This is a genomic window from Bacillus sp. FSL L8-0152 (genome assembly GCF_038006365.1).
GTDB classification, from domain to species: domain Bacteria; phylum Bacillota; class Bacilli; order Bacillales; family Bacillaceae_G; genus Bacillus_A; species Bacillus_A cereus.
Map to the genome: position 1 here is coordinate 3241788 of NZ_JBBOVB010000001.1, position 13663 is coordinate 3255450.

A 13663-nucleotide genomic window follows, 5' to 3' on the forward strand; every position below is an offset into this window, starting at 1 on the left:
TTTTGGGGAACAATCAATTTCTTAAGTTGATGGGTATGTGATAATGCTTCCATTTGAACAAATTTTCCTTTTCCATACCGATCACACATCTTTTGTAGAGTAATAGTATCAGCATATCCCAGTTTAAGAGGTTACTTACAAAATATTTAAAATTTTTCCGCGAGAATCCTCCGAAATGTAATACGGACTTTAAATATTTTCATTTATAATTCTTTATTTGTCTATACTTTTCATACCGCTGTTGTATAAGCTCTTCTGAGGATAATAGTATCAATTTTTTTAGAGATAATTCGATTACAGATTCAATCATTTTTGCCTGTGATTTTATATCATTTTGTGCTCCACCTTTAATTTCAGGAATGATTTCATCAATAATTCCTAAATGTTTTAAATCTTTTGCTGAAATTTTCATATGTTCAGCAGCTTCTGGAGCATACTTAGCGTCCTTCCATAGGATAGATGCTGCTCCTTCTGGCGAAATCACCGAGTACCATGAATACTCTAACATATGGATATGGTTACCGACACTAATGCCAAGAGCTCCACCACTTGATGCCTCTCCAATTACAATACAAACAATTGGCACTTTAAGTGTAGTCATTTCAAATAGATTTCGAGCTATCGCTTCAGAAATTCCACGTTCTTCAGACCCTATCCCTGGATAGGCGCCTATTGTATCAATAAATGTAATAATAGGGCGATTAAATTTATCAGCTTGTTTCATAAGTCTTAGCGCTTTTCTATAACCTTCTGGATGTGCCATTCCAAAATTTCTTTCTATACTTTCCTTTGTATTTCTACCTCTTTGATGACCAATAACCGTAACGGGCATTCCTTTAAATTTTGCAATACCACCTATCATTGCTTTATCATCACCATATAATCGATCACCATGAAGTTCGAGAAAGTTTGTAAACAATAAAGGTATATAGTCCAATGTCGTGGGTCGGTTACGTAGCCTTGCAATTTGAACTCGTTGAAAAGGTGTAATATTAGAATAAATTTTATCTTGCATTTTATTTAAACGTTTTTCTAATTCATGAATTTCTGACGATAAATCTACATTATTTTCTTTCATAATTTTCTTTAATTCATCAAATTTCTCTTTTAATTCAATAATAGGACGTTCAAAATGCAAACTCATTTTATCCTCCAAATGTTATGACTTACCTCACTCTAATCAAAAGACTTAGAAATAGAATCAATAAATAATTCAAAACCATCCACAACTATTTTTTGTTCTGATTCTGATAAATTATTGAGAATACTTTGATAAAATGTAATGGATTGCTCTCTTAAGCAATTAACAGTTATGTGACCTTTTTCTGTGAGGTGCAGAAAAAGTTCTCTTCTATTTTTTTCATTTACTTCACGATAAACAAGCCCCTTTTTTACTAACTTATCTACCAATCTACTTACAGTTGAAGTCTCTAATCTAAGTTTATTGGATAGTTGCCAAACAGTTAATTTTTCCACCTCTAGTTCCTCTAACGCCATCATTTGAGAAGTTGGTAAAGGTTTTTCAAATGGTCCATTGGGCAAATTTTGAGATTCAAAAACCCCAGTTATTATAATCATTTTCTTAATATCCGTTCTTAGTTTTAAGGCATCTTCTCTTTTCAAATAGGTCACCCTCCTACAACTAATGCATCATACATCAATTGTATTATACATGAATATGTTTTTTTCACAAGCTTAACGTAAGCCAATATTACAACATGGACGAGATATTTCTTCTTGTTAAAATGGTATAAGTGGATTGTTTTCTACAAATGGCAGAACATCAATTATGTATCAGGGGCCTTTATGGGGTACCGCTCATCGCCATCAAGCTAAGAAAATAAAACTACCCAAAAACGAAATTTTGTGATAACTTGTAACAAAAAACTCATAATTTTTTTGGGGAGTTCTACATTCTTAAGTTGATGGGCATGGGGTAGCACCACACATCCATCAACTTAAGGTATCTTTTTATACAAAATGTGTGTTTTTCACGTAGTCTTTTATTATCTTTTATAGATAACATAAAAGTAGGCACATCAAATAAACCCTAACGGGTTTCAAATTTTTCGCTATGCTACCTGATAGGCAGAGGTGGTATACTCATACACAACACCTAAAATATCAAAGACTGTTTTTTTCTCATATCTGTGAGATTTTCGTCCGTTTCGCTGTAGGAGGTTAAACAGACGAAGGAGAATCTTTGATAATTCTTGGGTGTTTTTATGTAGTGCTTGATGAAAAAGTAAGAAATAATCTTTAATTATGTACATTGCTTTATATTCACTTAGCTCTTTCTGTTTCTTACGTAACAGGAGTTCTCTCATTTTAAACATAGTAGAAGAACATAATAGGATACTAATGAGTTGTCCATAAAGGTGGCATTCTAATCGCTCTTGTTTAATAGATTTACAACGATGAATTCGAAACCAAGATTTCCATATTTTAAATAACAGCTCAATTTGCCAACGCAGTGAATATAAATCATAGATTTTCTCTTTTGGTACCCATTCCATAGGAATATTTGTCATATATACCGTAATTCCTTGTAAAAGTTTCGTACGCTCTGTATATGTAATCCCTTTTTTCTTTTCACGAATAGCTCGATCATGTAGACGTTTCTGTTTTTGCTCCTCTGTACATCTATAAACCACAATGCGAGTGGGTAGTTTGTCTTTGCTCCCTACATATACATCATGTAATTCATACACTTGGCCAGGTTGTAATTGGTTCATGATGTCTTCCAAATGAATTTGCATATATACCGGTCTCAATTGAGCAGGCTTTGTTTTAAATACCACTGTTTCGAATTCTTTTCTATATATTTTAGTTGGTAATTTAAGACGTGATAAATAATACCCTTCCTTATCTTGGATCGATTTAAAGTCTTGTAAACGAAAATACCCTAAGTCACGAATATATAGTTCATTCTTTTGTGTCATGTCCATTCGAGTCGCCCCATATGCCTGATCACTTCGTTTTCCTGGCTCAATTTTCACATCAGAAAACTCTCCACTCAACAAGTCATACTCTAATTGAATTTTTACACCAGCCGTATGACTACAGCCTCCGGCACCAGGATAAGTAGCTGCGAATCGATTTGGAACTTGAAAGGTTGTAGAATCAAGGATGCGAATTCGCTCAAAGTAAGCAGAAAGAGAATGAGAAATTGTAGATGACCCTCCAATTTTAGCTTGTAGAAGTATAGTAAATACAGTTCGAAAGAAGGCTACAGAAGCCGAGTTAAATCGTCGATTAAGTCCCTCAGGACTTAATAAAATTCCTGTTGAAGTTTCTAATTGACTACAAAGTTGAGTAAGAGAGGTTGTAGCGATTTGTTGATTTAACCATACACACAAAGATAAAAAATGGTGCCCATGGCACTTACGTTTTCGTTTCATTCCACCTGATTCTATAGCTAATTGATTAAGTGTAGCGGGAGACATATATCGATATAACTCTTCGGCAAATAAAGACAGCTCTTGTTTTTGATGCATACTCATAAAAAACACGTCACCCTTTCTCATTAACATAAGAGAATAGTAACGTGCTTTTAAGTTTAAGAATAGTCTAAATCCTTAAGTTGATGGATGTGGGGTAGCACCACATCGCCATCAAGCTAAAATTTTATAGCATCCCCAGAACGAAATTTTGTACTATCTTGTAATAAAATGCTCATTTTTTCGTTTTGAGGTATTTGCGTTTCTTAGTCTGATAGTGATGGGGTGGGCCCCCACACAGTACGATTTTATTTCAAAAACACAACGATTTTACTACACACTTTTTATTTATCCCAAACTCTCATCTGCTAGTATTACTATTTTTCATTACTAATCTTGCCGTTTCACTCGGATGGCTAAGAGGAAAATGATGGCCATATGGAACAAAATCAACCTTACCAAGATACGATGGAGCAGAATAACCTCTGTCATAATCCCCCCAAATAATGTGAAGATTATACTTTGTTACTTCATTGAAATCACCTTGATCGTTTTTCAGTAGTAAACTGTTAAGCTGAACCGTAGTATTTAAAATTCTAGGAGAAGTAAAACTGTTCCTTATTTTTTCAATATAATGTTCAGGGATGCTCTCTATACTTTCAAACAAACCATTACTTAATAAATATCGCTCTATGAAATTAGTAGTTGCCAGTTTTAATTTCCATTTGTTCATAAATTGAGGAACATTTAGCGATTTAGCATTTTTTTTAACAACAGGTGGCTGAAGTAAAGTGATTGAATACTTCTTATCTATGTACTCTTGTACCAATGCTTCCAGAAGAATAAATGCACCGAATGAATGACCAATTAGATGTGCACCATTAGTAGCTTTCTCCAATAACTTTTTCACTACATTCAAATAGATATCTAGAAGATTTTTCTCTCGTTTAAAAGGAGAACGTCCCAAACCTGGAAGATCCAAGATCCATACAGGTTGACCAGTTTTTTCATGAAGCTCTTGTGCTAAAGGAAATAAATCCTCTCCATCACTCAATAAACCATGTAATAAAATAAACGGTTTACCCTCTCCTTGTAATTGGTAAAGGGTAGTGTTATCGCATAATGTTCGTTTAAATAAATGATTATGCTGGCCATTTTGATCTATCATTCGATAATCCAGATCAGCTACTACGGCAGGGAGAAATTTCATTACACTCGTCTTCTTAAACCAATCCCCTCCCATAATTTTTTTCGCTGAAACATTTGAAAATTTTCGTTTTGTAATAAAATTCAGTCCATCAGAAGGAATTTTTGTTATTTTACTTACCCCACTATTCATAATTGTTTTCATAAGCGGCATTGGAACCGAGATCTTTGGTTCCCTCATATTCATACTTTCTGACATAATACTTAATAACTCAGCAATGTTCTGATCGTGCTGTTTGTCTTCAACAAGTGTATATGTTTGAATAGTCGGTTGCTCTAATCTGAAAACCTGCACAATAAACTTCGCAAGCTCATCGTTTGAAATAAGTGGTAACCTATATCCCTTACCTCCAGGAATCATTGGCATGAGCCCTCTTCGCATACTCATCACAAGCAAACCTAATCCTGCTATCTGCTCTGTACTCCCTGTTTTACTACTACCGACTACAGTTGGCGGATTAATTACAGAAAGCGGATAACCTACTGCTGATGCCTGCTGACGGATATAAAGATCTGCTAAAAATTTTGTTCTCTCATATGGATTTTTTATTTTCAAATAATTATTTCCTTCTTGAAACACATCAATTGCAATCTTGCTATTTTTATCATCAAAGGGACTCATATAACCTACAACATGAATAAATTGTTGTAAGCCCTTCAATTGATGAATACTTTTAGCTAAGTCACTAATATGTTTGGCACCATGTAAAAATACGGAAGCTGCCTCTTTACTTGTCGCTTGAATATCCATGGGGCCTCCTGCGTGAATAATCACATCCGTTTTCAATACCCTCTCCTTATCTTCAGCACTTAGACCTAAATCTATTTTCGTCAAATCACCTTCAATAAAGTGCATAACTTCCTTTTTTAAGTTTCCTCTTTCTTGAAAAAGGCGTATTGCTTTACTTTTCGACCTTACTAAAAGAAGAATTTTAACATCCTCTTTGGCTAATTCTTTCACTAATTGCTGTCCAATAAAGCCTGTTCCACCAGTTAAAAATACTGTTCTCATATAAAATCCCCCTTTTAGTACTAATCAGTACTAATTTGATTAAAAAAAAATGCTTCTTTTATCGAAGCAATTTTAAAAAATGATCTGCTGTTTTCGTGATTACAGTTGCATCCTTCAATGTTTCTGAAATAAATAACGCTCCTTCAAGATTTGTAATAAAAAGTGATGCAACCTCATCAATATGAATCGTATTTCTAAATTCTCCATTCTCTACCCCTTGTTTAAGTAATAGAGAAACTTTCTTTTGTAATCCTGTAAAAAAAAGACCTATTTTTTCTTTTATTTGCGTGGCCTGTTTAGGACTTTGAATATAAAGAGTAATAAATGGACAGCTCCCCTTATACTCTCTCGACTGAACTCCTTGTGATAATTGCTTTAAAAACAGTTGGATACGATCTTCAACTAAAAATTGGTTCTGAGAAAGTACGTCATCAATTGCAGATTGATACATTTCAATCCAATAATCAACGACCCCTTCTAATAATACTTCCTTATTAGAAAAGTGATAATACACATTAGACTTTGAAACTTTGCTTACACGTACTAATTCATCCATACTTGTATAAGCAAACCCTTTTTCTAAAAATAATGTTGCAGCTACTTCAATCACACGTTTTTGATTCATTAATTTTACCTTTGTCATAACTAGAACTATATAGTACTAATTTAAACATTGCAAGTATTTATGTTAATTTTTAAAAAAGTTTGATTAAAAAAGTTCCACTAACATTGATTTTACTGCAAAAAAATCTTATTTTGAATAAAGTTGAACTGAACCCCGAAATTGTTAATTCACTATCGTCTAATAGAGGTCACCATACATACCCATCAACTTAAGAAAAAGAAATGCCCCCTTATTCAAGTTGCCTAGCCAAAAAATCACGTTTTAATAGACTTCTTTATCATCCCTACCTTTCTATAGATTACTAGTTATGAAACGAGGATCGTTTCATAACTAGTAATTTACTTAATTAGCTTGCTGGTTATGGAGTAGTGCCCCTATAAACAAAACCCTCCAGAGACATCTATAATTTGCCCTGTTACCCAGCGGCTATCAGAAGAAGCAAGGAATGCTACTACATCTGCAATATCTTCAACTTGCCCTATTCGTCCGAACGCAGATGAATTCGTAGCAAAATTTCGTATTTCCGGATCATCTAGCAATTTCGCATTTATATCTGTCTTCGTATATCCAGGCATAATTGTATTCACTGTTATACCTCTTTCTCCAAGATGTTTAGCTAGAGGAAGTGTCATCGTATTTAGTGCACCTTTACTTAAACCGTATGCAATGGACCCTGTAAAACCAAGTCTTACTTCCGCTGATGAAATGTTAATAACGCGCCCTTCTACTCGTAGTAACGGTAATGTTTGCTGAATTAAAAAGAATGGCGCCTTAATATTTACGGCCATAATTTCATCAAAAATTTCTTCTGTCGTATTTTCAATCGTCCCTTGTGTACCTATCCCTGCATTGTTTACTAAAATATCAATCTCTGATGTACCAACTCTTATTTGTAATTCATTCTTCAATTGTTCTACTAACTGTTTGACACCATCCATTGAATTGAGTTCTGCTTCAATTAAAAACGCTTTTCCTCCATTAGATTCAATCTCACTAATTGTTTCATCTGCAGCTGCCTTATTTCGGCCGTAGTGAATCGCAACTAATGCACCGTCGTTTGCCAATCTCATCGCAATCGCACGACCAATTCCTCGACTCGCCCCTGTTACTAACGCTACTTTCCCATCAAGATTCTTCATATATTTCCAACCTTCCTAAATTCCCTTTTGATAAATCCTATACTTATATTTTCATGCAAAAACCAAACATTTTAAATACAGATTTATAGGTAATTTAGTTCGTTCACTTATGATATTATAGTTATAATTTGTGATTCACTTTAGAAAACATAATAAGGAGGCTACACAATGCAAAACGCTGTAAAATTGGATGAAATCGATCATAAAATTATGAACCTGTTATATGAAAATGCGAGAATTTCTGTTTCAGAAATAGGACGGATTATATCCATGACGCAACCTGCTGTAAAGGAGCGTATGAATAAACTTGAAGATCAAGGAGTTATAGCGGCTTACCGAACGAAATTTGAGCCTTCCAAAATTAATAAAAGCATTCAAGCATTCATCATGTTTAAAACGAGCCAATGCTCTGATTTCATCCAATATTGTAATGCCGCTCCTGAAGTAACTGATTTATATCGAATTAGCGGGGAATTTAATTATATGATGAAGGTCATGAGCGATTCGATGGATTCCCTCGCTGCGTTTTTAGACTCGTTAATGCAATTCGGATTATCATCTCCTTTAATTGTTTTAAAGAGTGAGTTCGAGGAGAAATTGTCATTCTAATAAAGGGATACGTATTATCCTCACTAACAGTAAAATTTTCTCTTTCTTGAGAAAAACCAACAAAATCAATGACTAGCAAACAAAAAAGAACATTGATTTTTCAATGTTCTTTTTATATCTCTACTTATTAATTAGATTGCTCTTCGAAAAGAGCGCCTTAATCCCCTTACCCCTGATTCCTCTGTGCCTCCCTAAACTCCTCCTTCACCTTCTCTAACAACCCTTCTTCTGTAATTAATCGATACGCTGTATTCGCTAATGCTTTTGCCGATGTAATTAATGCTTTATCTCCTAGTTCTGAACGTGCTGCTTCTCTAAATTCATTCGTATGCGCAATTAAGTCATCTGGACCAATTTTAATGTACGGATGAATTGTCGGCACAACTTGGCTGACGTTTCCTGCGTCGGTTGAACCAATCCCTACTCTTTCTTTACGATTTACATCTTCACCTAATAGTTCTAGTTCTTCCGCTACGATATCGTTATATGTTTTTGTTACGAGTAATTCATCGATTTCATTTTGGAATTGATGGATTTTTACTTTTGCACCTGTTGCTAACGCTGCTCCCTCAGCAATGTTTCTTACTTTTTCTGTTACTTCCGCGCATCTCTTTCGCGTTGCTGCACGGATGAAGAACCTAGCCGCGGCATAGTCAGGAATAATGTTAGGTGCTTTTCCGCCTTCTGTAATGACGCCATGAATTCTCACGTCTGACGGAAGTTGTTGGCGAAGTGCGTTTATACCGTTATAGAGCTGAATAACCGCATCTAATGCATTAATCCCTTCTTCTGGTGAAGCTGCAGCGTGAGCTGTTTTTCCGTAAAAATGAAAATCAAGTGGATCGACTGCTAGTGAAGGACTCGTTGTCGCTGTTTTTCCGCTCGGATGAATCATAAGCGCCGCATCAATGTCTTTAAATAAACCTGCCTTTACATAACTTGATTTCGCGCTACCATTTGGCCCACCTTCTTCTGCTGGTGTACCAAACACGACAACTTCCCCGCCAATTTCTTCAAGTGTTTCTGATAATGCAATTGCTGCTGCAACGCTAATTGTGCCAATTAAATTGTGACCACACGCATGGCCTAATCCTGGTAAAGCGTCGTACTCCGCTAAAAATGCAATTGCCGGTCCTTGTTTTCCAGAACTTTTTCGCGCAATAAACCCCGTTTCATGTCCAGCTATATTGTGCTGCAACTGAAATCCTGCACTGCCTAGCAATAAACTTAACGTCCTAGATGCGTAAAACTCTTGGTTACCAATCTCTGGATTCGCATGAATATCATGACTTGTTTCTATGTACTTTTCCTTATTTCTTTCGATACTCTCTTCAATTGTTTTTCTTTGTGACGTTACTCCTGTCGCTCCCATTGTTCTTCCTCCTTTTATTTTCACGTAAAAAAGCCTCTTTCTAAAAGATAGAAAGAGGCTTCTGTATATACAGTCAAAATGAGCTTCTTTCTTATCTTTCAAGTTACCTTGCTGGAATTGGCACAGTATTCATAACGAATCCGCTGCCGAGGTATCATAGGGCCAGTCCCTCCACCTCTCGTGATAAGAATTTTCATAAAATTATATTAAATTATTTTTTATTCTAAGTTCATTCCAAGTAAAAGTCAAGGAATTCCTATCCGAATTTACCGAATATCTAAAAATCCTTTTAATACACCAATTGTCTCAGGTGCTTGCAGTCTTGCACATACGTACGGAAATTCCGTACTACCTTCAAATATCATTTGAGATGTAAGCGGTGCGCCTGCCCAGAAGATTTCATCATCAATTACTAAGAATGGGAATGCTTTATTTTGTCTTTGTAACTTTACATTTTTCAGCGGAACTGGTCCATCACTATAAACTGTTATTTGTGCATTTGTACGCATTAACGCTTGCCATACTCGTTTATCTACTTGTTTCGTACTTGGCAGTGAAATAATAATTTTTCGTTTTGCGGCTAAAATATCTTTTAATAGCCCTTTCGGCTCTTCAAGATTCATTTCCATAAACCAGCGTAAACGTTTCGAAATTTTCCGTTCCCACAATTGTCTTGATGTCGTGCGATCATACACATCTCCGTGACGTTCTATATGAGCTGTTAATTGTGATAACGCTTGTTTTCTAGAAAGATTTTTACGCATATAATGGCAATCTGATAATTGAATGAACTTCCCTCTCGCCCTTGTCACTGCTACATTGACGAGGCGATGATTTTTATGGTCAAAGAATAACACGCCAGGTCGTTCTTGCGGATAACTGTCAACCGTATCAAAGATCATCATATCTCTTTCAGAACCTTGAAACTTATGAACTGTCGCCGCTAAAACTGGTATGTTTTGATATTTCGTTCTCTGCAACATTTCTCTAATATACGTCGATAAAAAGCGTGACTGCGCCCTGTAAGGTGTCACAACACCAATCGACTGAACACCGTCTAACAATCCGATTAACATCATTTGCATCGCTACTAAACCAGACATAATGTTAAAACGGGAACCAGAAGCAGCATCTTTTAACGAAAAAGCTCCCATTTGGCTCGTATCAAATAAAACACTCGCTTCATTTGCGAACGGCTGCAATTGCGCAAGTTCTTTACGCTCTGAAACAGACGGATGATCGTATACTCTATTTTTATAAATAAACGAATTCGTAAACTTCGATATATCCGCATGCATACGTCTTTGTTCCTGCAACATAAATAGGTTTGGGTGTGCTTCTGATTTATTAACAGACTCAACAATCCCAGCATGGTAAAACATATCTTCCCCAAGCCATTTGCGAACGAGTTCATGGTTCGCCATCGCAATTGGAGGTAACTGTAAAAAGTCACCGCAAACGACGATACGTTTCCCAAGTGAAGCAGCTAATGCGATTTGCGGAACGAACGCCATACTCACTTCATCTACGACAACTAAATCGAATGTACGCTCATAAATAAGTGAATCAATGGCACATTTCGATAAAGTTGCACCAATTACTTTCGCATTTTCAATATATTCTTTTTCTACTTCTTTAATTTTCGCCTTTTGCTTTCGAAGCTCACTTTCAATCTCTTGTATACGCTTCTTATCAGCAGATGTTGCTTTATACGATAAGATTTTTTCACGAAGATCTTGGCGTGTCTCTTCTAAGTAGAGTCTTTCCTCACCCCATGATCCGTTCGTCGTTTCAACTAATTTCGATGCAAGTAACGTTTCATGATTTCGTATATGTTCATGCTGACTATAACCGTAACGAACAATTTCGCCAGGCGTCCATTTCTTTTTCTTTTCAATTTGCTTCGTTACTTCACTCATTAATACGTCTACTGCCGCGTTACTATGAGCTAACACAAGTACCGATTTTCCTTTTTGATAATGAGCCGAAATAATACGTGATAAATTGTAAGACTTCCCTGTTCCAGGTGGTCCCCATACGTACGTTGTCGGATTGTAAAATGCGCGATATGCCAGTTCATTTTTCGGATTTTTCATCTTCTCAATATGTTTCGGACTGCTCGTCCCATCAACGAGACGCTTTATACGATTACGTTTTAGCTTATCTTTACGTGCTTCTTTCAATCGCTCTTGCAGTTGCTCTAAAAGTTGCCACGGTTCACTGTATAAAACCGCTTCTCTTATTTCACCTTGTATATAATCATTTAATTTCAGTTCTATTTCTAATCCATGTACAGATAATACTTCTCCTGTCGCTTCCTCACCATCGAACTCAATTCGAATTGGTGAACCTTCAGGTAAGCTTACTTCCGAAATAAGCTGAAATACATACACTGTATTCTCATAATCTGTATATAAAAAACGACCGTTCATGATAGAAATTTTACTACCACCTATCGTTTTCCAATGTTTAATTTCATATGCTAATGCATAATGCCACTCTTTCATCGTTTCTGATAATGAAGGAGTTTGAGTAGGTGTATTCATCGTATAATCTCCTTCCTTCTCCCCAAACATACTTTCTCACTATACCATACAACACGCTAAAATTTGTAAGGTTTTTATCTTGCTTATTTTCTTAATTTTCAATAATATATTGTATATAATTTTCAGAAAGAAGGAATCTACATGCCAGTTAGAAGAATTGAACACGTAGGACTTATGGTTGCAAACTTGGAAGCATCTATCTCATTTTATGAAGAAGTAGTCGGCTTACAGCTCCTTCAACGTATGGGGCACCCGAATCCAGACTTAAAACTCGCTTTTTTAGGTGTGGAAGAATCGAAAGAAACGATACTCGAATTAATTGAAGGCTACAATTCTTCCTTGCCAGCAGAAGGAAAAGTACATCACATATGCTTTAAGGTAGATTCATTAGAAGATGAAATCGAGAGACTAAAGAAACACGCAGTAACCTTTTTACTAGGAGAAGAAATCGAAACATTACCAGATGGAACACGTTACATATTCTTCGCTGGTCCTGATGGGGAGTGGATTGAGTTTTTTGAAACGGAGAGATAATCTGAAGAGACTTTTTACTTCAATAAAGTATAATAAAAGCCGTAGGAGTTTAATGCCTACAACTTTGTAAAAGGATCTTGATTCACTATAAAATATCCTCTATAGGTTTATTCTTAAAATTTACTTTTAACTTGATATTGATGTGACGTAACCTTAAATATGTAGAAATTTAAAAAGCCCCCTAATATTGTTAAAGGGGCTTTACTCATACGAATGATAATTTTTATAAATAATTGCTAAATAGTGAATTTACATAAATGCTTTTAGAAGCTCTTGAACTAATGGGATTGCTCCACCTATAAATTTTAAAACTGCCATTGCGATTTCCATATTATTTCCTCCTCTTTTGTTAGTACTGGGATGTGATTAAACTTTATACACTTATTATAGTAAACGCTTACATTTGTAACAATACATTTCTGTATGCAATATTGCATATTTATACGTTTTGACAATATTTGACCTCTATTAGCCATTCTTTAATGGTACCATAACGAAGTGAGAGTCTTTAAGGATTCGCCTTAATAGGAGGAAATATGGAAAAAGTTCAAGATATTTACAGTAATATAAAATTTAAGAGTTGGTTTAAACAAGTATTAGCTGTAGGAGGAATATTAGGATTCTGCTACTTGGTGTTATATGGTTTCTGTTTTTTAGTTGATATGTAAATATTATACAGCTACACTAGTGGAGTCTTGCCTACAGAGGTAAGACTCTTTTATTGTACTTGAGATGAACAAACTACATACAATAGTTTTCAGGTTCTTCAGATTTCTCTATATGTTTCCTTGTTCCTCTATGTTCTAGACCCACTATTTCCTATCATTGAAAATAAATAAACTTCCGTTTATATTGAAAATACAATTTTATTGATGAAAAATGTCTTTTTACTAGATACATATTAAAAAGAAAAGTATAAGTTTTATTCCATTTCGGTACAATCTTTTTATCTTTGAAAAGGACTTAAATCTTATTAATAGATTTGAGTCTTTTTGTATACGTCCATTTCTATATAACCATATAAATATAATATATTAAAAATAATTTAAATGCAAGAATACTTGTAGAGGAAGCGCCAGCACTTCGGAAAAAACAAGCTAAGCCAAAAAATACAATAAGCTGCCCATATGGACAGCTTATTTACATAATTTTCTTTATGGGAAATATACTTAAGGCCATT

11 protein-coding genes, 1 pseudogene and 1 riboswitch are annotated in these 13663 nt (G+C 35.1%); of the genes and pseudogenes, 3 read left to right on the forward strand and 9 right to left on the reverse strand.

Annotated features, from left to right (window positions below):
* Window positions 1-199: 199 nt before the first annotated feature.
* The 6 genes from MHH27_RS16260 to MHH27_RS16285 form a co-directional block, all read right to left on the reverse strand.
* Window positions 200-1144 (reverse strand): acetyl-CoA carboxylase carboxyltransferase subunit alpha, encoded by a 945-nt coding sequence (locus tag MHH27_RS16260; RefSeq protein ID WP_000052084.1) that lies wholly within the window; start codon window positions 1142-1144, stop codon window positions 200-202.
* A gap of 32 nt (window positions 1145-1176) precedes the next feature.
* Window positions 1177-1623, reverse strand: coding sequence for a MarR family winged helix-turn-helix transcriptional regulator (locus MHH27_RS16265; RefSeq protein ID WP_002094076.1), 447 nt, complete (start codon window positions 1621-1623; stop codon window positions 1177-1179).
* 449 nt (window positions 1624-2072) lie between these two features.
* On the reverse strand, window positions 2073-3503 hold the full coding sequence (locus MHH27_RS16270; RefSeq protein WP_340944859.1) for an IS4-like element ISBce2 family transposase: 1431 nt from the start codon (window positions 3501-3503) through the stop codon (window positions 2073-2075).
* A gap of 298 nt (window positions 3504-3801) precedes the next feature.
* On the reverse strand, window positions 3802-5658 hold the full coding sequence (locus tag MHH27_RS16275; RefSeq protein ID WP_340943348.1) for an alpha/beta fold hydrolase: 1857 nt from the start codon (window positions 5656-5658) through the stop codon (window positions 3802-3804).
* Between the two features lie 58 nt (window positions 5659-5716).
* Window positions 5717-6283, reverse strand: coding sequence for a TetR/AcrR family transcriptional regulator (locus tag MHH27_RS16280; protein ID WP_001072318.1), 567 nt, complete (start codon window positions 6281-6283; stop codon window positions 5717-5719).
* Window positions 6284-6657: 374 nt separating this feature from the next.
* Window positions 6658-7422, reverse strand: coding sequence for an SDR family oxidoreductase (locus MHH27_RS16285; RefSeq protein WP_098284648.1), 765 nt, complete (start codon window positions 7420-7422; stop codon window positions 6658-6660).
* 168 nt (window positions 7423-7590) lie between these two features.
* On the opposite strand from MHH27_RS16285, the gene MHH27_RS16290 reads away from it, so the two are divergent.
* Window positions 7591-8031, forward strand: coding sequence for an Lrp/AsnC family transcriptional regulator (locus tag MHH27_RS16290; RefSeq protein ID WP_065229048.1), 441 nt, complete (start codon window positions 7591-7593; stop codon window positions 8029-8031).
* A gap of 166 nt (window positions 8032-8197) precedes the next feature.
* On the opposite strand, the gene MHH27_RS16295 is transcribed toward MHH27_RS16290, so the two are convergent.
* Both MHH27_RS16295 and MHH27_RS16300 read right to left on the reverse strand, forming a co-directional pair.
* Window positions 8198-9403: a M20 family metallopeptidase gene (locus MHH27_RS16295; protein ID WP_000501367.1), complete on the reverse strand. Its 1206-nt coding sequence runs from the start codon at window positions 9401-9403 to the stop codon at window positions 8198-8200.
* A gap of 88 nt (window positions 9404-9491) precedes the next feature.
* A riboswitch (SAM riboswitch) is annotated at window positions 9492-9593 on the reverse strand.
* A gap of 76 nt (window positions 9594-9669) precedes the next feature.
* A complete protein-coding gene (locus MHH27_RS16300; RefSeq protein ID WP_002094077.1) occupies window positions 9670-11979 on the reverse strand; it encodes an AAA domain-containing protein in 2310 nt (769 codons plus the stop codon).
* Between the two features lie 111 nt (window positions 11980-12090).
* Here MHH27_RS16300 and MHH27_RS16305 point away from each other — a divergent pair, with 111 nt between their 5' ends.
* Entirely contained in the window at window positions 12091-12483 is a 393-nt protein-coding gene (locus MHH27_RS16305) for a VOC family protein (RefSeq protein ID WP_001145271.1), read from the forward strand.
* A 249-nt stretch (window positions 12484-12732) separates the two neighbouring features.
* Here MHH27_RS16305 and MHH27_RS16310 read toward each other — a convergent pair.
* Window positions 12733-12920: pseudogene (locus MHH27_RS16310) on the reverse strand (hypothetical protein).
* A 99-nt stretch (window positions 12921-13019) separates the two neighbouring features.
* On the opposite strand from MHH27_RS16310, the gene MHH27_RS16315 reads away from it, so the two are divergent.
* The gene (locus MHH27_RS16315; protein ID WP_000416932.1) at window positions 13020-13151 is read left to right on the forward strand and encodes a hypothetical protein; all 132 of its coding nucleotides are present in this window, start codon (window positions 13020-13022) and stop codon (window positions 13149-13151) included.
* Window positions 13152-13663 lie beyond the last annotated feature (512 nt).